Origin of the sequence: Pseudomonas sp. RIT778, assembly GCF_019718735.1 — a bacterium.
In the GTDB taxonomy this organism is placed as follows: Bacteria; Pseudomonadota; Gammaproteobacteria; order Pseudomonadales; family Pseudomonadaceae; genus Aquipseudomonas; species Aquipseudomonas aphyarum.
Genome location: NZ_JAIHBA010000011.1, coordinates 115,023 through 141,608, shown reverse-complemented (window position 1 = coordinate 141,608; position 26,586 = coordinate 115,023). Strand labels below are relative to the sequence as shown.

Genomic DNA, 26,586 nt, shown 5'->3' with positions numbered 1-26,586 from the left:
TGGCGATGCACCACACAGTGGGAGCGGGCTTGCTCGCGAAGGCGTCGTATCAGTCAGCATCACCTCCAATGATCCGCCGCTTTCGCGAGCAAGCCCGCTCCCACAGGGACTTGTGGTGCTTGAATACATTTCTGGATGTGCAGCGAGTTGGGCCAACCGCCGCGACTGGCCTATGCTGCAACCCATCGTTTTCGTTTCCGGTCGATTTCATGGGTCGCACCCTTCTCTATATTCTGCTGCTGATCGCCCTGCCCTCTGCCGCGCAGATCTACAAGTACACCGACGCCAGCGGCAACACGGTGTACAGCGATCATGCGCCGGACGGCGTGCAGGCGCAGCCGGTGGAGTTGCCGCCGCTCAACAGCGTCCAGCCTCAGGCACCGAGCGCGCCCTCTTCAGACACCACCAGCCGCGAGCCTGCGCGAAATGCCTATGAAGTGCTGGAGCTGACCGGCGTGCCCACCGAAGAGGCCCTGCGCGCCAACAACGGCACGTTCACGGTCAGCGTGTTGATCAAGCCGCGCCTGCAACCGCCGCATCAATTGCGTCTGCTGCTGGACGACGCGCCTTATGGCCAGCCGAGCAATGTGCCGATCCTGCAACTGGTGAACGTCGACCGGGGCGAGCATAGGCTGGCGGTGCAGGTGATCAATGGCGAGGCGATCATTCAGCAGAGTCCGGCGGTGGTGTTCACCGTGCAGCGGGTACACAAGCCATGATGCGGGGATTGATTGCCCTATGCCTGTTGCTGATCGCGTTTGGCGCATCGGCCGAGGTGTTCACTTACATCGACGCACAGGGCAATCGCGTCTACACCGATCAACCGCATGGCAACGCCAAGCGTGTGCCGCTGGCCACAAGCAACCGCATGGCCTCGAATCCGACCGCCGCTACACCGGTCACGCCTTCGAAAAAATCAGCAGAGTCGCCGCTGTTCCACTACGACATGCTGCGCGTGCTGATCCCCGAGCCGGACGCGACCATTCGCAGCAGCGCCGGCGAGCTGATCGTCAGCGTCACCAGCGAGCCGGGCCTGCAACGAGGTCATCTGTATCGGCTGCTGCTGGATGGCCAGGCCGTCGGCGAACCCGGCCTGAGCCCGGTATTCCCGCTGAGCAACATCGATCGCGGCAGCCACAACCTGTCGGTGGAGATCCTCGATGCTCAGGGCCGAACCGTGGAGAAAACCGCCAGCCAGCCGTTCCACATGCAGCGCATTTCCCTGGCGCAGAAACGTCAGGTCAAACCGTGCGTCAGCGCCGACTATGGCGTGCGCCCGGAATGCCCATTGAAAGACAAACCCGCAGAACCGAAAAATCCTTTCCTGCGTTTCTTCTGACGCCGTTCAGCTTTGCGCACTATATTGGTGCAATACGCTGCACCGTACTCACATTCCAACCCATTTTGGTTCGAAAGTACCCGCCAGAGCGGTTCGGCTGCCACGCAAACGAGCGTCAAACGCCCGTTTCAGGGGTTGAACGCTTCTTTTCGGAGCCTTGGTTTGGTTTTTGCATTTTCCTCGCATCAGCGCTGTATCCCTGCGCGCGCCATGCTCCAAAAGAGGTCCTCATGACCATCAGTGACGCACTGCATCGCTTGCTACTCGACAACCTGACCACCGCCACCATCCTGCTCGACAGCGAATTGCGCCTCGAGTACATGAACCCGGCGGCGGAGATGCTGCTGGCCATCAGCGGGCAGCGCAGCCATGGGCAGTTCATCAGCGAGCTGTTCACCGAGTCCACCGAGGCGCTCAACTCGTTGCGCCAGGCGGTGGAGCAGGCGCACCCGTTCACCAAGCGCGAAGCGATGCTCACCGCTCTCACCGGCCAGACCCTGACCGTGGATTACGCGGTGACGCCGATCCTCAGCAACGGCGCGACTCTGCTGCTGCTGGAAGTCCATCCCCGTGACCGCCTGTTGCGCATCACCAAGGAAGAGGCCCAGTTGTCGAAGCAGGAAACCAGCAAGATGCTGGTGCGCGGCCTGGCCCACGAGATCAAGAATCCGCTGGGCGGCATTCGTGGCGCCGCGCAACTGCTGGCCCGGGAACTGCCGGAAGACAGCCTGCGCGACTACACCAACGTGATCATCGAAGAGGCCGACCGCCTGCGCAATCTGGTCGACCGCATGCTCGGTTCGAACAAACTGCCGTCGCTGGCCCTGTGCAATGTCCACGAAGTGCTGGAGCGTGTCTGCCACCTGGTCGAGGCCGAAAGCCAGGGCTGCATCACGCTGGTGCGCGATTACGACCCGAGCATTCCCGACGTTCTGATCGACCGCGAACAAATGATTCAGGCGGTGTTGAACATCGTGCGCAACGCGATGCAGGCCATCAGCAGCCAGAACGAGCTGCGCCTGGGCCGCATCAGCCTGCGCACCCGCGCTATGCGCCAGTTCACCATCGGCCACGTCCGCCATCGTCTGGTGACCAAGATCGAGATCATCGACAACGGCCCGGGCATCCCGGCGGAACTCCAGGAAACCATCTTCTTTCCCATGGTCAGCGGCCGTCCGGACGGTACCGGGCTGGGCCTGGCCATCACCCAGAACATCATCAGCCAGCACCAGGGCTTGATCGAGTGTGACAGCCACCCCGGCCACACCACGTTTTCGATCTTTCTGCCACTGGAACAAGGAGCCACATCGACATGAGCCGTAGTGAAACCGTGTGGATCGTCGATGACGACCGTTCTATCCGTTGGGTTCTCGAAAAAGCCCTGCAACAGGAAGGCATGACCACCCAGAGCTTCGACAGTGCCGATGGCGTGATGAGCCGCCTCGCGCGCCAGCAGCCGGACGTGATCATCTCCGATATCCGCATGCCCGGTGCCAGCGGCTTGGACCTGTTGGCGCGGATCCGCGAGCAGCACCCGCGGCTGCCCGTGATCATCATGACCGCTCACTCCGATCTGGACAGCGCTGTCGCCTCCTATCAGGGCGGCGCGTTCGAATACCTGCCCAAGCCGTTCGATGTCGACGAAGCGGTGTCGCTGGTCAAGCGCGCCAATCAGCACGCCCAGGAACAACAGGGCCTGGAAGTCGCACCGACCCTGACCCGCACCCCGGAAATCATCGGCGAAGCGCCGGCGATGCAGGAAGTGTTTCGTGCCATCGGGCGCTTGAGCCACTCCAACATCACCGTGCTGATCAACGGCGAATCCGGCACCGGCAAAGAACTGGTGGCCCACGCCCTGCACCGCCACAGCCCAAGAGCGGCTTCGCCGTTCATCGCGCTGAACATGGCGGCGATCCCAAAAGACCTGATGGAATCCGAGCTGTTCGGCCACGAGAAAGGCGCGTTCACCGGCGCGGCCAACCTGCGTCGCGGCCGTTTCGAACAGGCCGATGGCGGCACGCTTTTCCTCGATGAAATCGGCGACATGCCGGCGGACACCCAGACCCGACTGCTGCGGGTGCTGGCCGATGGCGAGTTTTATCGCGTCGGCGGGCATGTGCCGGTCAAGGTCGATGTGCGGATCATCGCCGCGACGCACCAGAATCTGGAAACCCTGGTTCACGCCGGGAAATTCCGTGAGGACTTGTTCCACCGCCTCAACGTGATCCGCATCCACATCCCGCGTCTGTCGGACCGTCGCGAAGACATCCCGACCCTGGCCAAGCACTTCCTCAGCCGCGCCGCGCAAGAACTGGCGGTGGAGCCGAAGCTGCTGAAAAGCGAGACCGAGGAATACCTGAAGAACCTGCCGTGGCCGGGCAACGTGCGCCAACTGGAAAACACCTGCCGCTGGATCACCGTGATGGCGTCCGGGCGCGAGGTGCACATCAGCGACCTGCCGCCGGAACTGCTGAGCCTGCCGCAGGACTCGGCGCCAGTGACTAACTGGGAACAGGCACTGCGCCAGTGGGCCGATCAAGCCTTGGCGCGCGGTCAGTCGAGCCTGCTCGACAGCGCGGTGCCGGCGTTCGAGCGGATCATGATCGAGACCGCGTTGAAGCACACCGCCGGACGTCGTCGTGACGCTGCGGTCCTGCTGGGCTGGGGCCGCAACACCTTGACCCGCAAGATCAAGGAACTCGGCATGAAGGTCGATGGCGGGGATGACGATGAGGGCGATGAAGGCTGAGATTCAGCGCCAACCTGCACCGCCGCAAGGCACCGTGACCCTTAATCGGGCACGGTCATTGGCCCAGGCTTGCACTGTAAACCGCTGAAAATCCCAACCTGTAAAAAGACGAAGGCCCCGTATTACGGGGCCTTCGTCGTTGTGTCGGGCTTTTTGTTTCAAAACGAGAAAAACTGGCACGCCCCCTGCAATAACTCCATCAGGTGATTCGATTCACCCACCCTTTCGGGGGCCTTGGTACAGGCAGGCCGGGGATTCCCCTCTTTACACCGGACTCATCGAGTCCACCCTTTTGGGGCCCTTGATACAGGCAGGTCAGGGGTTCCTTCTTTACACCGGCTCAGAACGCGATGCGATGAGCCCGCCCGTTTCGGGAACCTTGGTACAGGCAGGCCGGGGATTCCCTCTTTTATTGCTCCCGGAGATGGATCTCCAGCCGCCAGCGGTCATCGACCGCCTGGCCAACCCAGTCGCCTTGCAGCGGCCGCGCCGCCACCAGCGTCAGTAACAATCCCCCGTCACTCAGCCGCGTCCGCCAGTTCACGTCCTTGCCGTTGAACTTGAGCTGACCTTTCTGCGCCTTGCCTTCAGCCTCGAACAGCAACGCGAGGCTGCCATCGACGATCTCGCCGTGCAGCTTCGGCTCGTTGTTGAACCAGACCGCCAGACCGCCATCGATCACCTCGACCTGCTGCAAGACGGTTGGGTCAGGCGTGGTCAAACGGCCGATCATCATCCCGACCATCACACCGACGATCGCCAGCGATGCCATCACCCGCGGGAATAGTTTCGAACGCGGATCCGCTTGCGGCGTAGAATGCGCGTCATCTTTACCTTCGGAGCCGTGCATGTTTCACGTCATCCTTTTTCAACCGGAAATTCCGCCGAACACCGGCAACGTTATCAGGCTGTGCGCCAACAGCGGCTGCCACCTGCATTTGATCGAACCGCTGGGTTTCGAGATGGACGACAAACGCCTGCGCCGCGCCGGTCTCGACTACCACGAGTATGCCACTTTGCAGCGCCATGCCGACCTCGCCAGCTGCCTGGAAAGCCTCGGTCATCCACGGCTGTTCGCCTTCACCACCAAGGGTTCGCGGCCGTTTCACGATGCCGCGTTCGTCCCGGGGGATGCGTTCATCTTCGGCCCGGAAAGCCGTGGCCTGCCGCCGGAAGTGCTCGACGCCCTGCCCGGCGAACAGCGCCTGCGCCTGCCGATGCGCGAAGGCTGCCGCAGCCTGAACTTGTCCAATACTGTGGCAGTCGCCGTGTACGAAGCGTGGCGGCAGAACGACTTCAAGTAATGCCACTCGATCGCCCAAGAAAAAAGCGCCTGTAACGGCGCTTTTTTCTTGGGCGATCGACCGCTTACTGAACGGTCGGGGTCTCGCCGGACTCCTGCATGCGCTGCAGCTCTTGCGCGTACAGGGCGTCGAAGTTCACCGGGGCCAGCATCAGGGCCGGGAACGAACCGCGGGTCACCAGGCTGTCCAGGGTTTCGCGAGCGTACGGGAACAGGATGTTCGGACAGAACGCACCCAGGGTGTGGCTCATCGAAGCCGCGTCCAGGTTCTTTATCAGGAAGATGCCGGCCTGTTGCACTTCAGCGATGAAGGCCACTTCTTCACCGTTTTTCACGGTCACGGACAGGGTCAGCACGACTTCGTAGAAATCACCTTCCAGGGCTTTCTGGCGGGTGTTCAGATCCAGAGCGACCGCCGGATCCCACTGCTGGCGGAAGATCGCCGGGCTTTTCGGGGCTTCGAAGGACAGGTCGCGTACGTAGATGCGCTGCAAGGAGAATTGCGGTGCGGTTTCTTCTTCGCTGGCTGCAGTGTTCTGTTGGTCAGTCATCTCAGATCCTTTCTGATCTTGGGTCTTTTAGGGTTCTTGGTTTGCAGGTGCAGCAGTTCAGGCCTTGAGCAGCGCGTCGAGCTTGCCGGCGCGCTCCAGGGCAAACAAATCATCACATCCGCCGACGTGGGTGTCGCCGATCCAGATCTGCGGCACGGACGTGCGTCCGGCCTTCTGGGCCATGGCGGCGCGCACCTGCGGCTTGCCATCGACCTTGATCTCTTCGAAGGCCACGCCTTTGTTCGCGAGCAGGTACTTGGCGCGCGAGCAGTAAGGGCAGTAATCGCTGGAGTAGACGATGACATCGCTCATGTCACTTCACCAACGGCAGGTTGTCGCCTTTCCAGCTGGAAATCCCGCCGGACAGCTTGGCGGCAGTGAAGCCGGCTTTCATCAGCTCGCGGGCGTGGGTGCCGGCGGTCTGGCCCAGGGCGTCGACCAGAATGATGGTCTTGGCCTTGTGTTTTTCCAGCTCGCCGATACGGGCGGCCAGTTTGTCCTGGGGAATGTTCACCGCGCCAACGATGTGACCGGCGGCGTAGTCCTTGCTCGGACGGATATCCACCACCACGCCGGCTTCCTTGTTGACCAGTGCGGTCAGCTCGCCCGTGCTCAGGCTTTTACCGCCGCCCTGCACCGTATGCGCCAGCAGCAAAGCCAGCAGTACGACGAAGATACCGACAAGAATGTAGTGGTTAGTGGCAAATTCAATCAGGTGAGCAACCATCGAAGGAGGTTCCAGGGCGTTAAAATGTCGGCCAGTATACACAGCCACTATGGTCGGCCAAACCCCGTCCGGCGGTGACGCCGCCGGAACTTCGCTTTAAACTCCAACTCCCTTTTCCATCGCCCTCTTCTTATTAGCCACGAGTGGATTCCATGACTACCACGCCTAAACCTTTGGTCCTGATGATTCTCGACGGCTTCGGTCACAGCGACAGCCCCGAATCCAACGCCGTCTATGCGGCCAAAAAGCCTGTGCTGGATCGCCTGTGGGCCACCGTGCCGAACGGCTTGATCTCGGGCAGCGGCATGGACGTCGGCCTGCCGGACGGCCAGATGGGCAACTCCGAAGTCGGCCACATGAACCTCGGCGCCGGGCGCGTGGTGTATCAGGACTTCACGCGCGTGACCAAAGCGATCCGCGACGGCGAGTTCTTCGAGAACCCGACCATCTGCGACGCCGTGGACAAGGCCGTGGCCGCCGGCAAGGCCGTGCATTTCATGGGCCTGCTGTCGGATGGCGGCGTGCACAGCCACCAGGATCACCTGATCGCCATGGCCGAACTGGCCTTCAAGCGCGGCGCCGAAAAGATCTACTTGCACGCCTTCCTCGACGGCCGTGACACCCCGCCGAAAAGCGCCGCCTCGTCGATCGAACTGCTCGACGCGACCTTCCAGGCGCTCGGCAAGGGCCGCATCGCCAGCCTGATCGGCCGCTACTTCGCCATGGATCGTGACAACCGTTGGGACCGAGTGTCCCAGGCCTACAACCTGATCGTTGATGGCAACGGCGAATTCAACGCCGCCACCGCCCAGGAAGGTCTGGAGGCCGCTTACGCCCGTGGCGAGAGCGACGAATTCGTCAAAGCCACCAGCATCGGTGAGCCGGTGAAAGTCGAAGATGGCGACGCCGTGGTGTTCATGAACTTCCGCGCCGACCGTGCCCGCGAGCTGAGCCGCGTGTTTGTCGAAGACGGCTTCAAGGAATTCGAGCGCGCACGCCAGCCAAAAGTGCAGTACGTGGGCCTGACCCAATACGCCGCCAGCATCCCGGCCCCCGCCGCCTTCGCGCCGGGCAGCCTGGAAAACGTGCTCGGCGACTATTTGGCGAAAAACGGCAAGACCCAGCTGCGCATCGCCGAAACCGAGAAATACGCCCACGTGACCTTCTTCTTCTCCGGCGGTCGTGAAGAACCGTTCCCGGGCGAAGAGCGCATCCTGATCCCGTCGCCGAAAGTCGCCACCTATGACTTGCAGCCGGAAATGAGTGCGCCGGAAGTCACCGACCGCATCGTCGAAGCCATCGAGAACCAGCGCTACGACGTGATCGTGGTCAACTACGCCAACGGCGACATGGTCGGCCATAGCGGCGTGTTCGAAGCCGCGGTGAAAGCCGTGGAATGCCTGGACACCTGCGTGGGTCGTATCGTCGAGGCCCTGGAAAAAGTCGGCGGCGAAGCGTTGATCACCGCCGACCACGGCAACGTCGAGCAGATGGCCGACGAATCCACCGGGCAAGCGCACACCGCGCATACCACCGAGCCGGTGCCGTTCATTTATGTCGGCAAGCGCGACCTGAAAGTCCGCGAAGGCGGCGTACTGGCGGACGTGGCGCCGACCATGCTGAAACTGCTGGGTCTGGAAAAACCGGCGGAAATGACTGGCACTTCGATTCTGGTCTGATATCAAAAACGCCCTGTAATCAGCCTGAAACGGCTTTTTATGACGAACGCCTCAAAGCAGTTGGCTTTGAGGCGTTTTTTTTGCCGCGTCGGGCGGGCATACTAGGCCGTCCCTTACCCTGGTGCCGCCCGCCTCTATGCTTCGCGTCCTGATCGCCCTCGCTCTGACATGCCTGCTCCAACCGGCCTTCGCGGATGAGCGCGCGCAAACCCAACAGCAACTGGACGCCACGCGCCAGGACATTGCCGAGCTGAAAAAACTGCTGGGCAAGCTCCAGGAAGAAAAATCCGGCGTGCAAAAGGAGCTCAAGGGCACCGAAACCGAGATGGGCAAGCTCGAGAAACAGGTCGAAGCCCTGCAGAAAGAGCTGAAGAAGAGCGAATCCGAGCTGCAGCGGCTCGATGCGGAGAAAAAAAAACTCCAGAGCGCGCGCACTGAACAGCAGCGACTGATCGCCATCCAGGCCCGCGCCGCCTACCAGAACGGTCGCCAGGAATACCTCAAGCTGCTGCTCAACCAGCAGAATCCCGAGAAATTCGCCCGCACCCTCACCTATTACGACTACCTGAGCCAGGCTCGCCTGGAGCAGTTGAAAAGCTTCAACGAAACCCTGCGTCAACTGGCCAATGTCGAGAAGGACATCGGCTTGCAGCAGGCGCAATTGCTGGTGCAGCAAAGCGATCTCGAAACTCAGCGTGAAGCGCTCGACAAGGTCCGCAAGGAACGCCAGCAGGCCCTTGCCAAACTCAATGACGACGTGAAAGCCCGGGACCAGAAACTGGCCGCCCGCGAGCAGGATCAGGCAGACCTGTCTAAAGTCCTTAAAACCATTGAAGAAACCCTGGCCCGCCAGGCTCGTGAGGCAGAAGAAGCGCGACAGAAAGCGCTCATCGCCCAGCAGGAAGCCGAAAAAAAGCGCTTGCGTGAGGCCGAGGCGGAAAACACCGACGCCCCACGCAAACCGGTCAGATCGACTCCCGGCGCCCTGGTGTCCAGCGGCGGCGAGACCTTCGGTGGCCCTTTTGCTTCAAGTCGGGGAAAACTTCCATGGCCGGTTGATGGTCGACTGCTGGCACGCTTCGGTGAAACCCGTGGTGACGATGCCCGTACCAAGTGGGACGGCGTGATGATCAGCGCCTCCGCCGGCAGCCAGGTGCATGCCGTACACGGCGGGCGCGTGGTGTTTGCCGACTGGCTGCGTGGTGCCGGGCTGCTGGTGATCCTCGATCACGGCAACGGTTTTCTGAGTCTTTACGGTCACAACCAGACGCTACTGAAGTCGGCAGGTGACGTGGTAAAAGCCGGTGAGTCCATCTCCACTGTGGGTAACAGTGGTGGCCAGGACACACCAGCGCTGTATTTCGCAATTCGTCAGCAGGGTCACCCGAGTGATCCGGCGCAATGGTGCCGCGCGCAAGGATAGGCGTGAGTTACCGATATTAGGAGTTCGTTCGACATGCTGCATTTGTCCCGTCTTACCTCGCTGGCCCTGACGATCGCCCTGGTGATCGGCGCGCCTCTGGCGTTTGCCGCTCAACCGGCCCCGGCTGTCGCTCCGGCAGGTACTGCCGCCACCAGCAAGGCACCGTTGCCGCTGGAAGAGCTGCGCACCTTTGCCGAGGTCATGGACCGGATCAAGGCGGCCTATGTCGAGCCGGTGGACGACAAGACCCTGCTGGAAAACGCGATCAAGGGCATGCTCAGCAACCTCGATCCACACTCCGCCTACCTCGGCCCTGAAGACTTCACCGAGTTGCAGGAAAGCACCAGCGGTGAATTCGGCGGCCTGGGCATCGAAGTCGGCGCCGAAGACGGCTTCATCAAGGTCGTGTCGCCGATCGACGATACGCCAGCATCGAAGGCCGGCATCCAGGCCGGCGACTTCATCGTCAAGATCAACGGCGCGCCGACCCGTGGCCAGACCATGACCGAAGCCGTGGACAAGATGCGCGGCAAGATCGGCCAGAAGATCACCCTGACCCTGGTGCGTGACGGTGGTACGCCGTTCGACGTAACCCTCGCTCGCGCCGTGATTCAGGTGAAGAGCGTCAAGGCGCAACTGCTGGAATCGGGTTATGGCCTGATCCGCATCACCCAGTTCCAGGTCAAGACCGGCGAAGAGGTCTCCAAGGCCCTGGCCAAGCTGCGCAAGGACAACGGCAAGAAGCTCAACGGCATCATCCTCGACCTGCGCAACAACCCGGGCGGCGTATTGCAGGCGGCGGTGGAAGTGGTCGACCACTTCATCACCAAAGGCTTGATCGTCTACACCAAGGGCCGGATCGCCAATTCCGAACTGCGCTTCTCCGCCACCGGCAAGGACGAGAGCGAAGCGGTGCCAATGGTTGTGCTGATCAACGGTGGCAGTGCCTCGGCCTCGGAAATCGTCGCCGGCGCCTTGCAGGACCAGAAACGCGCCGTGGTCATGGGCACCACCAGTTTCGGCAAGGGCTCGGTGCAGACCGTGCTGCCGCTGAACAACGACCGCGCACTGAAGATCACCACCGCTTTGTACTTCACGCCGAACGGCCGCTCGATCCAGGCCCAGGGCATCGTTCCGGACATCGAAGTACGCCGTGCCAAGATCACCAACGAGGCGGACAACGACTACTTCAAGGAAGCCGATCTGCAAGGCCACCTGGGCAACGGCAACGGCGGCGCGGACAAACCGACCGGTTCCGGCGGCAAGGCCAAGGCGATGCCGCAGGATGACGATTACCAGCTGGCCCAGGCCCTGAGCCTGCTCAAAGGCCTGAGCATCACGTCCGGCCGCTGAGGATGTCTTTGCGTTTCGTCTTTGTCCTGCTGTGCTGTCTGGCGGGTGCTGCTCACGCGGAACCAGCCAGACCAACACCTCAAAAAGCCTACCTGACGCTGATCATCGACGACCTGGGGCAAAACCTGCCCCGGGATCGCCGCGTGCTGGCCCTCCCCGGGCCGGTGACCACAGCGATCATGCCCGACACCCCGCACGCCACCGAATTCGCCCGCGAAGCCCATCGCGCCGGCAAGGTCGTGATCCTGCACATGCCGATGGACCCGGCCACCGGCCCGTTCGCCTGGCATCCCGAACTGCCCATCGAAGAACTCGAAAAACGCCTGAACGCTGCGTTCAAAATGGTCCCCTACACCGCCGGCATCAACAACCACATGGGCAGTCGCATGACTGCACAACCAGTGGCGATGGCGTGGTTGATGGGCGAGTTGCAGCGCCGCCACAAGTTCTTCGTCGACAGCCGCACCAGCGCCCAGACCGTCGCTGCGCAACAGGCGCAGAAAATCGATCTGGCGAGCGTTTCGCGGGATGTGTTTCTCGATGACGAACGCACCGAAGCAGCGATCCTGACGCAGTTGCAGACGGCGATCAGCCTGGCGCACAAACAGGGTTCGGCCGTGATGATCGGCCATCCGTATCCACAGACTCTGGCTGTGCTGGAGCGTGAGTTGCCGAAGTTGAAGGCTCAGGGCATCGAGTGGATCGACATCAAGCAAATGATCAGCGTACGCAGTAATCGTGCGACAGCCGCTCATGGCAAAGACGGCGTTTACCGGTAACAAGTTGTCACCAAGCAATAAATAGATACCGCAGGACGCCACCTCCAGACCCGGATATTGAGACCCGTCGCGGCCACCGTGCCGTTTTCTCTATTCAGGATCAATCATGGACACCCAAACCCATCTCATATCACCGACTCGGCAAATGGAGCCCATAGCGGTTGAAAACCTGCTGATCAATTTCACCACCGAATTTCACAGGATCTGGGACAACACAGGCTCAAAGTCAAAACCCGGCAGCTTTTGGCGCCCCACTCCGGCTCCCGACCTGCTGCCCGGCTATTTCCCCTTGGGCGACCTCGTTATCTCCGGACGGGACAACATCAACGAAAAACGGGTAATGGCCGTTGTCCGTGAAGGAGACTTGCAAAATGCCGAGGCCGGCAAAGGCCCGGCACTGAGCAGGCCCAATGACTATCAATGGGTCTGGAGCGATACCGGCTCGCGGGCCAACGGTGACTGTTCTATCTGGCGGCCGATCCCACCCGAAGGTCATGTGGCACTCGGGCTGGTATGTTCCAACGACAGCAGCAAACCGTCCTTCAACGCCGTTCGCTGTGTACGCGCCGACCTGGTGGTAGCCTCAAGTGCCAGCACCCTGATCTGGAGCGACAAGGGCAGCGGAGCCGACCGCGACTTCAGCACCTGGACCGTCTCCCCCCCGAGCGCCCCCGCCGGGGAGATCTACTTTGCCCCCGGCACCTTTATCGGCGCTAACGGCTACAGCAAACCTGCAGCGCCCATCACCGCATACGCCTTGCGGATGCCGATTCCGCTTCAGGTCCAGACTCCACCGGCGGCTCCCGTACTGACCGGGCACGATGCCTCCGCCGCCCTGACGCCATCCAGGATCACACAGGTTGTCAGATTGCCGTGGTTCGCCGTCAGCGACCCGCTGATGCCAAGCCTCGTACAGCTGAAGACTTCACCGTTTTACCGCCTGGAAAGAACTGATCACTACTTGCTCGTCGGCGAAGGCCGGAACAGCTCTGACATGCATCGCCCTTTCAGGTGGAGAGCCAGCCGAGCCCAGTCATTCGAGATGGTGCGCACGTTCACCCGCAATACAGGTCTCGACATCGGCAACCAATGGTCTTCGGCAATGTCTGCGCTTCAGTCGGCCATCACCTGCTCAGCCAGGCTGGGCGACAGCTTCTGCAACACCGGATCGGCACCCTATGAATGGGTGAATTCCTCGGAGGCAGAAGTTATTGCGCTGGTTGGAAAAAACCGGTTCGCCGCGGTGTATCTGATGCAAAGCGACTACCGATTACTTCGCGAAGATGGCTCACAAGTGGAGGGCCGCCTCAGCTTTACCGATATGGATAGCCTGCATCTGGCGGATTACCCCGCCGAGCTGGAGCCGGCAAAGGACACGAAGAAGGAACTCGAGAAACAGACAGCCGTTGCGCCCGAACAGGAACCTGAAAAGCTGCCGGCTGCGGAGCCCAAGGCGGATCCGCAACCAACGACAGGATCAGCGATAGTTACAGATACCGCCCCATGATCTCGTCCACCACACCGTCCTTGCGCATCTGATCGAGCGCCGCCTGAAGCTTGGCAACGGCTTCGTCCGGCACGTCTTTGTTCAGTGCCAGATACAGTTCGGCGCTGTTGAAGCGCAGGACGGTTTTCAACCCGGTCACGCCATCCTGCCGCGCCAGATAACGGCCGGCAGGATCGCCGGTGGCCCACAGATCGATCTGGCCGCTGACGAGTTTTTTAGCGTTGTCCTGATCGCGCAGCACCACCACCGGCTTCAGACCCTGCTTGGTCAACGTCTCGGCAATCGCATCGCCCTTGTAGGCGCCGATCTTGTACTTGCGCGCGTCATTGAGGGTTTCGAGAGTGATCTTGCTGTCGGCCTTGGCCAGCATGACCCAGTCGTCCGGGCCGATCGGGCCGACCCACTTGAAGAGCTTTTCGCGATCCGGCAGGCGTGCCATGACGAACGCACCGTAACCGGGATTCTCCAGCGCCAGCTTGTAGACCCGCTCCCATGGGAAACGCAGGGTCAGGCTGTAAGTGATGCCGGCACGCTTGAACATCTCGCGCACGATGTCCGTGGCGATGCCGTTGATGTTTTCATCCTGGGCGAAATTCTTGCCGTTCTTCGCCATGTTGTACGGCGGGAAGTTTTCGGTGAGGAGCACCAGATCGGTGTCGGGACTTTCTTCGGCGTGGCCGGTGTTGATCAACAACACGGAGGCACTGGCGAGGGCGAGAAGCAGGCGTTTGATCATGTCGGGCTACCGAAATCCATGGCGTGCCCAAGAGTGCCTTGGGTACGCCATGCTGTCCACTGGCCTGTATGGATGTTTAACGCATTACGATGCCGCGTTTGGCCATGTAGGCCTTGGCTTCCTGAACGGTGTATTCGCCGAAGTGGAAAATACTCGCCGCCAGCACCGCGCTGGCGTGACCTTCAAGGATGCCGTCAGCCAGATGCTGCAGGTTGCCGACGCCGCCGGAGGCGATCACCGGAATGCCCAGCGCATCGCTGATGGCGCGGGTCACGCCGAGGTCGAAACCGTTTTTCATGCCGTCCTGATCCATGCTGGTCAGGAGGATTTCACCGGCACCCAGGCCTTCCATTTTCTTCGCCCACTCGACCGCGTCGAGGCCGGTCGGCTTGCGACCGCCGTGGGTGAAGATTTCCCAGCGCGGGGTTTCGCCCGGGCCGGAGACCTTCTTCGCGTCGATGGCGACGACGATGCATTGCGAGCCGAAATGCTGCGCCGCTTCGCCGACGAATTCCGGGTTGAACACGGCAGCGGTGTTGATCGACACCTTGTCCGCACCGGCATTGAGCAGGTTGCGGATGTCCTGCACGGTACGCACGCCACCGCCGACGGTCAGCGGGATGAACACCTGGCTGGCCATGCGCTCGACGGTGTGCAGCGTGGTGTCACGGCCATCGACGCTGGCGGTGATGTCGAGAAAGGTAATCTCGTCGGCACCCTGTTCGTCGTAGCGACGGGCGATTTCCACCGGGTCACCGGCGTCACGGATGTTCTCGAACTTCACACCTTTGACGACCCGGCCGTTGTCCACGTCCAGGCAAGGGATGATGCGTTTGGCCAGCGCCATGGTCAGTCCTCAGCCTTGGTACGAGTCGCAGAAAGCTTGCGCTTCGGCGACGTCGAGAGTGCCTTCGTAGATCGCCCGGCCGGTGATGGCGCCGATGATGCCCGGCGCCTTGGCGTCGAGCAGCGACTTGATGTCACCCAGGTTGTGAATGCCGCCGGAAGCGATCACCGGGATCTTGGTGGCAGCAGCCAGCGCAGCGGTGAACGGAACGTTGCAGCCCTGCATCATGCCGTCTTTGGCGATGTCGGTATAAACGATCGAGGACACGCCGTCGGCTTCAAATTGCTTGGCCAGGTCGATGACCTGCACGGTGCTGATTTCAGCCCAGCCATCGGTGGCGACGAAACCGTCTTTGGCATCCAGACCGACGATGATCTTGCCCGGGAACGCGCGGCAGGCTTCAGCGACGAACGCCGGATCCTTCACCGCTTTGGTGCCGATGATCACGTAGCTGACGCCCGCCTTGACGTAGTGCTCGATGGTTTCCAGCGAACGGATGCCGCCGCCGATCTGGATCGGCAGGGTCGGGTAGCGCTTGGCGATCGCGGTCACCACTTCGCCGTTGACCGGCTGGCCTTCGAAAGCGCCGTTCAGGTCGACCAGATGCAGACGGCGGCAACCGCCCTCCACCCACTTGGCAGCCATGCTCACCGGGTCATCGGAGAACACTGTGGAATCTTCCATGCGGCCCTGGCGCAGACGTACGCAGGCACCGTCTTTAAGATCGATAGCGGGAATAATCAGCATCTGGCAAACCTTCAAATTTGAATGTTCAGCTTGGCTCGGAAATCAGTTTTTCTCGAGCGCCCACAGGTCGCTTTCGATGCTTTCAAACCGCTCCTTGAGGTGGGTCTGCACATCGAAAATCGCCCTGTTGTAATAGTGCGGAGCAATTTCGCGGGTAAACAGCTCAAGAATTTCCGCCGCCTCGAACGAACCCAGGTCCAGTTCGAAACGATCCTCCATGAACCGCTGAATCTTGCGGTTGGCCTCGCTCTCCTGCTCGGGAGTGAGGGTCAGGATCGGCGGCTTGGATTTCTTGACGGCCATTTACCAGCGACCGTCCCACGCAGCGAAGTTCTGCAGCAATTGCAGGCCATGGGTATGGCTCTTCTCCGGGTGAAACTGCACGGCGAAACGCGAACCTTCGGCCAGCGCCGCGGCGAAATCGACGCCGTAATGACCGCTGCCAACCACCTGCCGCGGGTTGCCGGCGGCGATGTAGTAGCTGTGCACGAAGTAGAAACGCGCCAGGTCCGGAATGTTGTGCCACAGCGGGTGATCCACCGCCTGCTTCACTTCGTTCCAGCCCATGTGCGGGACTTTCAGGTGTTCGCCGTCTTCATGCAGGTCTTTGCCGAAGAACTTCACCGCGCCCGGGAACAGGCCGATGCAGTCAACGCCGTCGTTCTCTTCGCTGCTGTCGAGCAAGGCTTGCATGCCGACGCAGATGCCGAGGAACGGACGATCCTGGCTGACTTCACGCACCAGCGAATCGAAACCGAGGCGACGGATCTCCGCCATGCAATCGCGAATCGCGCCGACGCCTGGGAAAACCACACGGTCGGCTTCGCGGATCACTGCCGCATCGCTGGTGATCAGCACCTTGCCGGCACCGACGTGCTCAAGGGCCTTGGCCACCGAGTGCAGGTTGCCCATGCCGTAATCGATAACTGCAACCGTCTGCATTACAGGACGCCCTTGGTCGAAGGCATCTGGCCGGCCATGCGGTCATCCAGCTCGACGGCCATGCGCAGCGCGCGGCCGAATGCCTTGAACACGGTTTCGATCTGGTGGTGGGTGTTGGTGCCGCGCAGGTTGTCGATGTGCAGGCTGACCAGCGCGTGGTTGACGAAGCCCTGGAAGAATTCCTGGAACAGGTCGACGTCGAAGCCGCCAACGGTGGCGCGGGTGTACGGCACGTGCATCTGCAGGCCTGGGCGGCCGGAGAAGTCGATCACCACGCGCGACAGCGCTTCATCGAGCGGCACGTAGGCGTGGCCATAGCGACGGATGCCTTTCTTGTCGCCAATGGCTTGCGCGAAGGCCTGGCCGAGGGTGATACCGACGTCTTCCACCGTATGGTGGTCGTCGATATGCAGATCGCCCTTGCATTCGATATCCAGGTCGATCAACCCGTGACGGGCGATCTGATCCAGCATGTGCTCAAGAAAAGGAACACCGACATTGAATCGGGCCTTTCCGGTGCCATCAAGGTTGATCGAGGCTTTGATCTGGGTTTCCAGAGTGTCGCGCTCGACAGACGCCTTACGTTCGGCCATCACCAGCTCCGCAAAATCATTGGGCGAAAAAGGCAGCCATTATAGGGGCGCGGGGCCGAAACAGAAACACGAGAGGTGATATGGCAGACGGATAGAAGCCCCGACTGTCGCGGGTAGACATGTCCATACAAGCCATTACAGGCACCCGGAAACAAATGTGGGAGCGGGCTTGCTCGCGAAAGCAGTGGGTCAATCAACAGTGATGTCGACTGACCGGACGCCTTCGCGGGCAAGCCCGCTCCCACAGGGGTTCTGCGTTTTAACGGTTACTTAGTGGAACAGAACCGCCGTCTTCTGCAGGGTCACCCACACACCCCACGCCAACGGAATCCCCACCACCAGCCACGCAGCGATCGCCAATGGCTTGCTGCCTGGCGCGGCTTTCCACTCCAGCACGGTGCTGGCGTCAGCACCCTTGTCGTGGCCCAGCGCCTGTTCGGCGGCCAGTTCGGCGTCGGTCATGAAGTACTTGTCGGCCACCGGGCGCACCAGCAGGTTGCACAGGAAGCCCAGCACCAGCAGGCCAGCGAGGATGTACAGGGTGATGTCGTAAGCGGCAGCGCGTTCAACACCGATGCTCAGCTGATACTCACGCAGGTAGTTCACCAGCACCGGACCCAGCACGCCAGCGGCGGCCCAGGCCGTCAGCAGACGACCGTGGATCGCGCCAACCATCTGTGTACCAAACAGGTCGGCCAGATAGGCCGGAACGGTCGCAAAACCACCGCCGTACATCGACAGGATGATGCAGAACGCCGCCACGAACAGCGCAACGTTGCCCAGGTGACCGAGGTTCGGGATCAGTGCGTACAGCGCAAAACCCAGTGCGAAGAACACGAAGTAAGTGTTCTTGCGGCCCAGGTAGTCCGAGAACGACGCCCAGAAGAAACGACCGCCGATGTTGAACAGGCTCAGCAGACCGGTGAAACCGGCTGCAATGGCAGCGATGGAAGCCAGTTGACCGGCGTCCAGCTGACCGAACGGCAGATCATTGCCCAGCAGCTTGCCGCCGAACACTTCCTGCAACAGTGGCGAAGCCATGCCGAGGATGCCGATACCGGCGGACACGTTCAGGCACAGCACCAGCCACACCAGACGGAATTGCGGGGTTTTCCACGCCACATTCACGTGCACGTGACGGTGGGTGATCATCGCGTTCGACGCTTTCTTCGCCGGTGCGGTCCAGCCTTCAGGCTTCCAGCCGGTTGGCGGTACGCGGTAGGCCAAGGCGCCACCGATCATGAACACGAAGTAGATCGCGGCCATGGCCACGAAGCTCTGCCACACGCCAACGCCAGCCGGCGAAGCGAAATGGCTCATCAGAGCGGTTGCCAGCGGAGCGCCAACCATCGCGCCACCGCCGAAACCCATGATCGCCATGCCGGTCGCCATGCCGCGCTTGTCCGGGAACCACTTGATCAGGGTCGACACCGGCGAAATGTAGCCCAGGCCCAGACCGATACCGCCGATCACGCCGGAGCCGATCCACATCAGCCAGATCTGGTGGGTATAGATACCCAGTGCGGAAATCAGCAGACCGCCGCACCAGCACAGTGCCGATACAACGCCGGCCTTGCGCGGGCCTGCGTGTTCGAGCCAGCCACCCCAGATCGCTGCCGAGCAGCCGAGGAAGATGAAGAACAGGGTGTAGATCCAGCCGAGCATGGAGATCGGCCAGTCGCATTGCGACGAGAAGACTTGTGCGATGAAGCTCATGTCCGGTGCGCAAGCCACCGGAGCGGTCACGCCCAGCGCCTTGGACAGCGGCAACCAGAACACCGAGAAGCCGTAGGCCATGCCGATGCACAGGTGAATGGCCAGAGCGGCCGGCGGGACCAGCCAACGGTTGAAACCGGGCTTGGCGATGATGCGTTCCTTGGACAGGAATCCGGGCTGATCGGCTTTGAGGCCGTCCGCCGTAATGGTCGTGCTCATTGTGTATCCCCCAATTATTAGTATGGTTCGCCAGCCACTGCTCACCCCCGGCCTTTATGCACGCAGGCATGACCGTTTTTTGCGGGTGAAGCTCCTTGAAAGCGCGACGTTAAGTCGCAGATGGGCGGACGAACGGGCGAAGGTTACCATTTGCACGTGACAGAAAAACCAAACTGATATCACCTTTTTTGAGTCATCTGATCTCCTGATGCCGGGGAACCCCGATGCCGATCGTTGTCGAAGCGCTGTACATCACGGTTCAGCAGGCTGCACGGGACACCGCAACAGCGCGGGTTGATGCAGCGCTATACTCCCCGGCTAAATTACGAATTCGACTACTTACAAGGACTCGCCCATGAAAGCGTTCGGCAAAATCCTGGGTCTGGTACTTCTCGGGCTGTTGCTGATCATTGTGGCGGCGGGCTTCGCCCTGACCCACCTGTTTGATCCCAACGACTACAAAGACGAGATCCGCCAGATAGCCCGCGACAAGGCCCACATCGAGCTGACGCTCAATGGCGACATCGGCTGGAGCCTGTTCCCGTGGCTCGGCCTGGAACTGCACGAGGCCAGCGTCGCGACCCTGGCCAAACCTGCCGAACCGTTCGCCGACCTGCAGATGCTCGGCCTGTCCGTGCGCGTGCTGCCGCTGCTGCGCCGTGAAGTGCAGATGAGCGACGTGCGCGTCGAAGGCCTGAACCTGCGCCTGAACCGTGACAAGAATGGTCACGGCAACTGGGAAGATATCGGCAAGGTACCACCCAAGGCCGGCAGCGCCCCGGCGCCAACCACCACGGCCGAAACCGCCCCCGAGGCCACCCCGCAACCGGAAAAACCGGCCCAGCCGATTCGCCTCGACATCGACAGCCTGACCGTCAACAACGCCCGCGTGGAATACAACGACGAGTTGACCGGCAAGCAATTCAGCGCCGAAAGCATCCAGTTGAGCACCGGCGCGGTTCACGATTCGACCAACATCCCGGTCAAGGCCACCGCGTTCCTCGGCACCAACCAGCCAGTGCTGCGGGTGCGCACCGAGCTCAACGGCGAGCTGCGCTTCGAACGCGCCCTGCAACGCTACAAGTTCGAAGACCTGAAGCTTTCCGGCGAAGTCGCCGGTGATCCGCTACAGGGCAAGACCGTGACCTTCGCCGCCCAAGGCCAACTGTTGCTGGACAAGGCCGCCAACGTCGCCGAATGGACCGGCATCAAGCTTTCGGTCAATCAGTTGCGCGCCTTGGGCGAGTTGAAGGCCAACGACCTGGACAAGACGCCACAGATCACCGGCGGGATTTCCATCGCCCAGTTCGACCTGGCGAAATTCGTCGACAGCATTGGCCAGACCCTGCCGACCATGGCCGAAGGCAGCCTGAGCAAGGTTGAACTGGTCAGCCGTGTCGCCGCGACGCCGACCAGCGTGGCGCTGGACAACATCAACCTGAAACTCGACGACAGCAGCTTCAGCGGCCGCATCGCCGTCGAAGATTTCGCCAAGCAATCGCTGCGGGCGGTCCTCAAGGCCGACACCTTCAACGTTGACCGTTATCTGCCGCCGAAATCGGAAAAAGCCAACAACGCCACTCAGGTCCGTCAGGCCGAAGTCGCCAGCACCGAGGCCGATGCAATGGCCGGTGCCGGCAGCACACCGCTGCCGGAAAAACCGAGCAAAAGCGCCTGGAGCACCGAGCGCCTGTTCCCTGTTGAGCGCCTGAGCAAACTCGACGTAAACGCCGACCTGACCTTCGGCCAGTTGACCCTCGACAAGCTGCCAATTCAGAACGCCGCACTGAAAGCCACCGGCCAGGGCGGCCTGCTGACCCTGGAGAACCTGCGCGGCGAGCTGTACAACGGCGACTTCGAAGCCAAGGGCACGCTGGACGTGCGCCAGACCGCGCCGATACTGAACCTGCAGACCCGGATCAACCGGGTGCCGGTGGAGAAAATCCTCGAAAGCCAGGGCAAGAATCCGCCGGTCAAGGGTCTGGTCAATCTCACCAGCACCGTCACCGGCAGCGGCAACAGCCAGCAGGCGCTGATCGAAACCCTCAATGGCAACGCCAGTTTCGTGATCAACAACGGCGTGCTGCTCAACGCCAACCTTGAGCAGCAACTGTGCAAGGGCATCGCCACACTCAACCGCAAATCCCTGAGCGGCGAGCCGCGCGGCAAGGACACGCCGTTCCAGGAACTCAAGGGCAACCTGACCTTCCGCAACGGCGTGGCCAGCAACCCGGACCTGAAAGTGCGCATCCCCGGCATGAGCGTCAACGGTGACGGCGATATCGACCTCAAGGTGCTGGGCATGGACTATCGCGTCGGCATCATCGTCGAAGGCGACACCAGCGCCATGCCGGACCCGGCCTGCCAGGTAGGTGACAAATTCGTCGGCATCGAATGGCCGCTGCGCTGCCGTGGCCCGTTGGAACTGGGCGCCAAGGCCTGCCGCGTGGACAACGAACGCATGGGCCAGGTCGCGACCAAACTGGCCGGCGACAAGATCAGCGAAAAAATCGACGAGAAACTGGGTGACAAAGTCAGCCCGGAACTGAAAAACGCATTGAAGGGGCTGTTCAAGCGATGAGAGCGGAGCAGTTTTCCACGGCGGTGCTGGAATGGTTCGACCGCCACGGACGCCATGATTTGCCCTGGCAACAGAACATCAACCCGTATCGGGTGTGGGTGTCCGAGATCATGTTGCAGCAGACTCAGGTCAGCACCGTGCTCAATTACTTCGACCGCTTCATGGCGGCGCTGCCGACGGTCGAAGCCCTGGCCGAAGCGCCGGAGGACGAAGTGCTGCACCTGTGGACGGGGTTGGGTTACTACACCCGTGCGCGCAATCTGCAGAAGACCGCGAAGATTGTCGTCAGCCAGTACGGCGGCGAGTTTCCCCGGGATGTCGAGAAGCTCACGGATTTGCCGGGCATCGGCCTGTCGACTGCGGGCGCGATCGCCAGCATCAGCATGGGCCTGCGCGCGCCGATTCTCGACGGCAACGTCAAACGGGTGCTGGCGCGCTTTACCGCGCAGGAGGGCTACCCCGGCGAACCGAAGGTCGCCAAACAGCTGTGGGCCAACGCCGAGCGCTTTACGCCGCAGGATCGGGTCAACGCCTACACCCAGGCGATGATGGATCTAGGCGCCACACTCTGCACCCGCAGCAAGCCGAGCTGCCTGCTGTGTCCGCTGGAAAAGGGCTGCGAAGCGCACATGCTCGGCCTGGAGACGCGTTACCCGATCCCCAAGCCGCGTAAAGCCATCCCGCAGAAACGCACATTGATGCCACTGCTGGCCAACGAGGACGGCGCGATTTTGCTCTATCGCCGCCCGTCCAGCGGATTGTGGGGCGGTTTGTGGAGCCTGCCGGAACTCGATGGCCTCGACGACCTGCAACACCTCGCTGCGCAGCACTCGCTGGAACTGGGCGAGCAGCAGGCGCTGCCGAGCCTTGTCCACACCTTCAGCCACTTCCAGCTGTCCATCGAACCCTGGCTGGTTCAGGTACAGGAAGCCGGCGGTCACGTGGCCGAGGCCGACTGGCTCTGGTATAACCTCGCCACCCCGCCGCGCCTGGGCCTCGCCGCCCCGGTCAAGACCTTGCTCGAACGCGCGGCCGCCGTCTTGAATGCAGGAGAGTCGACATGACCCGCACCGTAATGTGCCGCAAGTACAAAGAACAACTCGAAGGCCTGGAGCGCCCACCGTACCCGGGCGCCAAGGGCCAGGACATCTTCGAACACGTCTCTGCCAAGGCCTGGGCCGACTGGCAGAAACACCAGACCCTGCTGATCAACGAAAAACGCCTGAACATGATGAACGCCGAAGACCGCAAATTTCTTCAGGGCGAAATGGACAAGTACTTCTCCGGCGAGGAATACGCTCAAGCGGAAGGCTACGTTCCGCCTGCAGAGTAAACCCCGCAAAATCGGGGGTCGGATCGTAAGCGACGGAATTAATTTAAGAAATTTTAAAAAAGTCGTTGACGTAAATCCGAAAAACCCTTTTAATGCGCCCCGTTGCCCAGATAGCTCAGTCGGTAGAGCAGGGGATTGAAAATCCCCGTGTCGGCGGTTCGATTCCGTCTCTGGGCACCAAATACCGAAAACCCTGAATCGCAAGATTCAGGGTTTTTTTATGCCTGCGATTTGATGACGGCCCGATCCCGCCCTTCTTGCAGGCCGGAATTCGCGATACGTTGCCCAACCCTTACGGAAGAGGGTCATCCCCGCGATGAACCAGAGAAGAACCCGCGTCCCCCTGCCCCATCCCGCGCAACCCGTAAAACGCACCGACTGGCTGATGATCGCGCTCGGCCTGGTGCTGATCCTGTGTATCGGCCTGATTGCCTACGAAACCGTGGACGGTCTGATTCAGGGGCGCATCAGCAACATGGCACGCGGCAAACGCTTCGCCGTGTATTCGCTGACCACACAACCCGCCAGCTTCTGGTTTGCCGTCGCCACGCATTGCCTCCTCGCCCTCTTCCTGTCGGGCGCCGCGTGGTTATTGATCTGGCTGGGCCGCACGGCAACGGTCGCGCCTTCCCGGCGCGACCGGTAACGCCACTAGCTGTTGTCATTCCAGTGAAACACCAGATTGCGCGCAGCACCGCCGCCAATTTCCGCCGCATCCCGGCGCGTTTCACCATTGCGGGTCGCGACGACCGTGTATTTGCCGGGCGGTAACTGTACGTAGACCAATGGACCGGTCTGATTCAGCGTCAGCACGGTCTGGCCCGGAGCTTTCTGAATCATCACGTCGACATCGGCGGTGTACTGGTTTTGCATGCCGACGGCGAACGTCATGTGCAGGTTGTAGCCCGCGGATTGCTGAATGGCTTTCGACTCATCTTCACCAATCCCGCCGGCCAGATAGCGAACACCGTTTTGCTCTTGCTGCTGAACCTGCACAGCAGAACTGTCGACCGGCTCCAGACTCGCAGCCTGCGCCATGATCGGAAACAGCAGCACCGCCGCAGCGGCAACGGACAGCACGAAGGAAAGAACGCGTTTCATGAGGACGACTCCCGGGCTCTCGCGGAACCCAATCGTTACCTCTGTTTAGATTTTGTCTTGCGGGGTGGGTTTTAGAACGATTGGGAGTTGCGGTTGATACGAAAAGGACTACACGCCGTACTCCTCGTTCGCGGACTTCGTCAGCCTGATCTCGCAAAACCCGCCCACTCTTCCTTCAGTGGCATCAGAGGCGGCCGGCATCCCCAGACCAAGGCAATTGGCATGCTCTTGCTTCTGTTCCCCCTGAGCCGGAAGACCTGATGAGCCAACTAAAACCTGCTGACACGCAAGATCCAAAAATTGATTCGCTACTGGGCGACCTGGGCGAACTGATACGCGAGGCGCGGCAGAAAGCGCTGCGAACGGTCGACACGATTCAGGTCCAGACCTGCTGGCAGATCGGGCGACACATTGTCGAGTTCGAGCAACAGGGTGCCCGGCGCGCGGGGTATGGAAAACAGCTCCTGGCTACGTTGGCAAAGGAACTGACTGCGGACTTTGGGAAAGGCTTCGACGTTACTAATCTTCGAAAAATGCGGCAGTTTTATCAGCTCTTTCCAATTCGAGACGCACTGCGTCTCGAATTGAGCTGGACCCATTACCGCAGGATATTGCAGGTCGAAAGCGAACCCGCCCGGCAGTGGTACATGAACGAAGCCGCTGCACAAAACTGGTCAAGCCGCGCCCTTGATCGCCAGATCAACACGCTCTACTACGAACGCCTGTTGCTGAGCCGAGACAAAACCGACGTCTATGCAGAGGCCGCGACCAACATTGCCGCGATGAAAAGCAATCCCCGGGAATTCATCCGCGACCCCGTCCTGCTGGAATTTCTCGGCCTGCCATCACCGGGCAAGCTTCAGGAGTCCGAACTGGAACAGGCCCTGATGGATCAGCTCCAGGGATTTCTCCTTGAGCTGGGCAAAGGCTTCGCTTTTGTCGGTCGCCAGCAACGCATCAGCGCTGGCGACGATGATTTTTACATTGACCTGGTGTTCTACAACTACCTGCTCAAATGCTTCGTCATCCTCGATCTGAAGCGCGGCAAACTCAGCGCCCGCGACGTGGGCCAGATGGACATGTACATCCGCATGTACGACGACCTGAAACGCAGCGAGGGCGACGGGCCAACGGTGGGGATCATTCTCTGCGCACAGCAAAATGAATCGGTTGCGCGCTACACGATCCTCAAGGGCAATGAACAACTGTTCGCCAGCAGCTACAAACTGGTGCTGCCGAGTGAAGAGGAGTTACGAGCGGAGTTGAACCGTGAACACACTCGACTGGAAGAACGCTTGAGCGATCAGACGGCTGATTGACCGTCGACGGATTGTTCACCGAGCTGGCTGGGACTATCGTTGGCAGCTACTCCGCGAAGGTCGAGAGCCATGGGTTTTCAAGAGACGCACGTACTGGAAGATGCCCGGAGCGAAACCACGCTCGAAAGCGATGTTCAGGACGCACCCTTTCAGGAACCCGCCGCCGATGGCTATCTGCTCGGCGGCTTCACCTGGCGCCACGCTTCGCCCGACCCACAACGCCCAGTGGTGATCATCAACGCCGCCACATCCGTGCGTTGCCGCCACTACTCACGCTTCGCGGCGTACCTGTTCGCCAACGGCTTTGACGTGATCATTTACGACTACCGGGGCATTGGCGAGTCGCGACCAAAGTCGATGAAGCGTTTGCAGGCTTCGTGGACGGATTGGGGCGCGCTGGATTTCGAGGCGATGCTCAAGTGCGCGCAGCGGGAATTTCCCGGGCAGCCGATCGATGTGGTCGGGCACAGCTTCGGCGGCTGCGCAGCAGGCCTGGGGGCCTCTGGAAAGATAATCCGACGACTGGTGACGGTCGGCGCGCAGTTCGCTTACTGGCGCGATTACGCGCCCGAGCACCGCTGGCGAATGTTCGGCAAATGGCATCTGCTGATGCCGTTGGTCACGCTGCTCTGTGGCTACTTTCCGGGCAAGCGACTTGGCTGGCTGGAAGACACGCCCGCCGGCGTGGTGCGCGACTGGAGCACGCCTGCCGCGCGTTATGAGCGGCGCCCGAGCGGCAGAGCGATGGCGGACTTGCCCTTCGCCAACGTCCGGGCCAAAGCCCTGGCAATCAGCATCAGCGACGATCCCTACGGCACGATTCCCGCCATCGAACGCCTGCTCGCTTACTTCCACAACGCGCAAAAGACCCACCTGCGAATCGAGCCGCAGGACATCGGTGAGCAGCAAGTCGGACATTTCGCCTTTTTTCGCAGCGCATACCAAGCCACACTATGGCCCATCGCTCTGACCTGGCTGCAGACCGGCGAACTGGCCTCCGACACACCGGGGCGCAAAATCCCACGCAGCCAAGCCCTTTAAC

General features: G+C 61.2%; 28 protein-coding genes and 1 tRNA gene. 17 read left to right on the top strand and 12 right to left on the bottom strand.

Annotated features, from left to right (window positions below; all coding sequences use genetic code 11):
• The first annotated feature begins 209 nt into the window (after positions 1-209).
• The 4 genes from K5E37_RS09055 to ntrC all read left to right on the top strand — a co-directional run bounded on the left by K5E37_RS09055 (position 210) and on the right by ntrC (position 4,088).
• Positions 210-719 carry a DUF4124 domain-containing protein gene (locus K5E37_RS09055; protein ID WP_085608659.1) on the top strand — a complete coding sequence of 170 codons (510 nt, stop codon included), beginning with the start codon at positions 210-212 and terminating at the stop codon, positions 717-719.
• On the top strand, positions 716-1,339 hold the full coding sequence (locus K5E37_RS09050; RefSeq protein WP_221533630.1) for a DUF4124 domain-containing protein: 624 nt from the start codon (positions 716-718) through the stop codon (positions 1,337-1,339). Before K5E37_RS09055 ends, K5E37_RS09050 begins: the two co-directional genes overlap by 4 nt.
• Before the next feature lie 230 nt (positions 1,340-1,569).
• A complete protein-coding gene (gene glnL / locus K5E37_RS09045; RefSeq protein ID WP_085608657.1) occupies positions 1,570-2,655 on the top strand; it encodes a nitrogen regulation protein NR(II) in 1,086 nt (361 codons plus the stop codon).
• Entirely contained in the window at positions 2,652-4,088 is a 1,437-nt protein-coding gene (gene ntrC, locus K5E37_RS09040; RefSeq protein ID WP_007952518.1) for a nitrogen regulation protein NR(I), read from the top strand. Before glnL ends, ntrC begins: the two co-directional genes overlap by 4 nt.
• Before the next feature lie 409 nt (positions 4,089-4,497).
• On the opposite strand, the gene K5E37_RS09035 is transcribed toward ntrC, so the two are convergent.
• Positions 4,498-4,938: a hypothetical protein gene (locus K5E37_RS09035; protein WP_085608656.1), complete on the bottom strand. Its 441-nt coding sequence runs from the start codon at positions 4,936-4,938 to the stop codon at positions 4,498-4,500.
• Here K5E37_RS09035 and K5E37_RS09030 point away from each other — a divergent pair.
• Positions 4,937-5,392, top strand: coding sequence for a tRNA (cytidine(34)-2'-O)-methyltransferase (locus K5E37_RS09030; protein ID WP_007952520.1), 456 nt, complete (start codon positions 4,937-4,939; stop codon positions 5,390-5,392). The two genes, K5E37_RS09035 and K5E37_RS09030, sit on opposite strands and share 2 nt — an antisense overlap.
• Positions 5,393-5,456: 64 nt before the next feature.
• On the opposite strand, the gene secB is transcribed toward K5E37_RS09030, so the two are convergent.
• Genes secB through K5E37_RS09015 form a run of 3 tightly spaced genes read right to left on the bottom strand, consistent with a single transcriptional unit; the run spans position 5,457 to position 6,669 of the window.
• Entirely contained in the window at positions 5,457-5,942 is a 486-nt protein-coding gene (gene secB / locus K5E37_RS09025) for a protein-export chaperone SecB (protein WP_007909233.1), read from the bottom strand.
• 57 nt (positions 5,943-5,999) lie between these two features.
• Positions 6,000-6,254, bottom strand: coding sequence for a glutaredoxin 3 (gene grxC, locus K5E37_RS09020; RefSeq protein ID WP_102687867.1), 255 nt, complete (start codon positions 6,252-6,254; stop codon positions 6,000-6,002).
• A 1-nt stretch (position 6,255) separates the two neighbouring features.
• Positions 6,256-6,669, bottom strand: a complete 414-nt coding sequence (locus K5E37_RS09015) for a rhodanese-like domain-containing protein (RefSeq protein ID WP_007952524.1) — start codon at positions 6,667-6,669, stop codon at positions 6,256-6,258.
• Positions 6,670-6,821: 152 nt separating this feature from the next.
• On the opposite strand from K5E37_RS09015, the gene gpmI reads away from it, so the two are divergent.
• The 5 genes from gpmI to K5E37_RS08990 all read left to right on the top strand — a co-directional run bounded on the left by gpmI (position 6,822) and on the right by K5E37_RS08990 (position 13,410).
• Positions 6,822-8,348, top strand: a complete 1,527-nt coding sequence (gpmI, locus tag K5E37_RS09010; protein WP_221533629.1) for a 2,3-bisphosphoglycerate-independent phosphoglycerate mutase — start codon at positions 6,822-6,824, stop codon at positions 8,346-8,348.
• Between the two features lie 136 nt (positions 8,349-8,484).
• Positions 8,485-9,771 carry a murein hydrolase activator EnvC gene (locus K5E37_RS09005; protein WP_085608654.1) on the top strand — a complete coding sequence of 429 codons (1,287 nt, stop codon included), beginning with the start codon at positions 8,485-8,487 and terminating at the stop codon, positions 9,769-9,771.
• A 33-nt stretch (positions 9,772-9,804) separates the two neighbouring features.
• Positions 9,805-11,124, top strand: a complete 1,320-nt coding sequence (locus K5E37_RS09000) for a S41 family peptidase (protein ID WP_007952532.1) — start codon at positions 9,805-9,807, stop codon at positions 11,122-11,124.
• Between the two features lie 2 nt (positions 11,125-11,126).
• A complete protein-coding gene (locus K5E37_RS08995) occupies positions 11,127-11,903 on the top strand; it encodes a divergent polysaccharide deacetylase family protein (RefSeq protein ID WP_045121689.1) in 777 nt (258 codons plus the stop codon).
• Between the two features lie 106 nt (positions 11,904-12,009).
• Positions 12,010-13,410, top strand: coding sequence for a Vps62-related protein (locus tag K5E37_RS08990; protein WP_221533628.1), 1,401 nt, complete (start codon positions 12,010-12,012; stop codon positions 13,408-13,410).
• Here K5E37_RS08990 and K5E37_RS08985 read toward each other — a convergent pair.
• The 7 genes from K5E37_RS08985 to K5E37_RS08955 all read right to left on the bottom strand — a co-directional run bounded on the left by K5E37_RS08985 (position 13,391) and on the right by K5E37_RS08955 (position 19,210).
• Positions 13,391-14,146, bottom strand: coding sequence for an ABC transporter substrate-binding protein (locus K5E37_RS08985; protein ID WP_007952542.1), 756 nt, complete (start codon positions 14,144-14,146; stop codon positions 13,391-13,393). The two genes, K5E37_RS08990 and K5E37_RS08985, sit on opposite strands and share 20 nt — an antisense overlap.
• Positions 14,147-14,222: 76 nt before the next feature.
• Positions 14,223-14,993, bottom strand: a complete 771-nt coding sequence (hisF, locus tag K5E37_RS08980) for an imidazole glycerol phosphate synthase subunit HisF (RefSeq protein WP_007909211.1) — start codon at positions 14,991-14,993, stop codon at positions 14,223-14,225.
• A 9-nt stretch (positions 14,994-15,002) separates the two neighbouring features.
• Positions 15,003-15,740, bottom strand: a complete 738-nt coding sequence (gene hisA / locus K5E37_RS08975) for a 1-(5-phosphoribosyl)-5-[(5-phosphoribosylamino)methylideneamino]imidazole-4-carboxamide isomerase (RefSeq protein ID WP_003220753.1) — start codon at positions 15,738-15,740, stop codon at positions 15,003-15,005.
• 42 nt (positions 15,741-15,782) lie between these two features.
• The gene (locus tag K5E37_RS08970; RefSeq protein ID WP_011332018.1) at positions 15,783-16,043 is read right to left on the bottom strand and encodes a DUF2164 domain-containing protein; all 261 of its coding nucleotides are present in this window, start codon (positions 16,041-16,043) and stop codon (positions 15,783-15,785) included.
• Positions 16,044-16,682 carry an imidazole glycerol phosphate synthase subunit HisH gene (hisH, locus tag K5E37_RS08965; RefSeq protein WP_007952546.1) on the bottom strand — a complete coding sequence of 213 codons (639 nt, stop codon included), beginning with the start codon at positions 16,680-16,682 and terminating at the stop codon, positions 16,044-16,046.
• The gene (hisB, locus tag K5E37_RS08960) at positions 16,682-17,275 is read right to left on the bottom strand and encodes an imidazoleglycerol-phosphate dehydratase HisB (RefSeq protein WP_221533627.1); all 594 of its coding nucleotides are present in this window, start codon (positions 17,273-17,275) and stop codon (positions 16,682-16,684) included. Before hisB ends, hisH begins: the two co-directional genes overlap by 1 nt.
• 270 nt (positions 17,276-17,545) lie before the next feature.
• A complete protein-coding gene (locus K5E37_RS08955) occupies positions 17,546-19,210 on the bottom strand; it encodes an OFA family MFS transporter (protein ID WP_007952548.1) in 1,665 nt (554 codons plus the stop codon).
• Positions 19,211-19,565: 355 nt separating this feature from the next.
• On the opposite strand from K5E37_RS08955, the gene K5E37_RS08950 reads away from it, so the two are divergent.
• From K5E37_RS08950 to K5E37_RS08930, 5 genes are all read left to right on the top strand, one after another.
• A complete protein-coding gene (locus tag K5E37_RS08950; RefSeq protein WP_221533626.1) occupies positions 19,566-21,791 on the top strand; it encodes an AsmA family protein in 2,226 nt (741 codons plus the stop codon).
• Positions 21,788-22,855 (top strand): A/G-specific adenine glycosylase, encoded by a 1,068-nt coding sequence (gene mutY / locus K5E37_RS08945; RefSeq protein ID WP_085746373.1) that lies wholly within the window; start codon positions 21,788-21,790, stop codon positions 22,853-22,855. Before K5E37_RS08950 ends, mutY begins: the two co-directional genes overlap by 4 nt.
• The gene (locus K5E37_RS08940) at positions 22,852-23,124 is read left to right on the top strand and encodes an oxidative damage protection protein (protein ID WP_007952551.1); all 273 of its coding nucleotides are present in this window, start codon (positions 22,852-22,854) and stop codon (positions 23,122-23,124) included. The genes mutY and K5E37_RS08940 overlap by 4 nt, the downstream gene beginning before the upstream one ends.
• A gap of 104 nt (positions 23,125-23,228) precedes the next feature.
• Positions 23,229-23,304: transfer RNA gene (locus K5E37_RS08935), tRNA-Phe, on the top strand.
• 136 nt (positions 23,305-23,440) lie between these two features.
• Positions 23,441-23,770 carry a hypothetical protein gene (locus K5E37_RS08930; RefSeq protein ID WP_221533625.1) on the top strand — a complete coding sequence of 110 codons (330 nt, stop codon included), beginning with the start codon at positions 23,441-23,443 and terminating at the stop codon, positions 23,768-23,770.
• A gap of 5 nt (positions 23,771-23,775) precedes the next feature.
• Here the strand turns inward: K5E37_RS08930 and K5E37_RS08925 are convergent, their stop codons facing one another.
• Complete coding sequence (locus K5E37_RS08925; protein ID WP_221533624.1) at positions 23,776-24,225, bottom strand: carboxypeptidase regulatory-like domain-containing protein; 450 nt, start codon at positions 24,223-24,225, stop codon at positions 23,776-23,778.
• A 260-nt stretch (positions 24,226-24,485) separates the two neighbouring features.
• Between K5E37_RS08925 and K5E37_RS08920 the strand changes: the two genes are divergently transcribed.
• Together K5E37_RS08920 and K5E37_RS08915 are read left to right on the top strand one after the other, a co-directional pair.
• Positions 24,486-25,544, top strand: a complete 1,059-nt coding sequence (locus K5E37_RS08920) for a YhcG family protein (RefSeq protein ID WP_221533623.1) — start codon at positions 24,486-24,488, stop codon at positions 25,542-25,544.
• A 69-nt stretch (positions 25,545-25,613) separates the two neighbouring features.
• Complete coding sequence (locus K5E37_RS08915; RefSeq protein WP_221533622.1) at positions 25,614-26,585, top strand: alpha/beta fold hydrolase; 972 nt, start codon at positions 25,614-25,616, stop codon at positions 26,583-26,585.
• Position 26,586 lies beyond the last annotated feature (1 nt).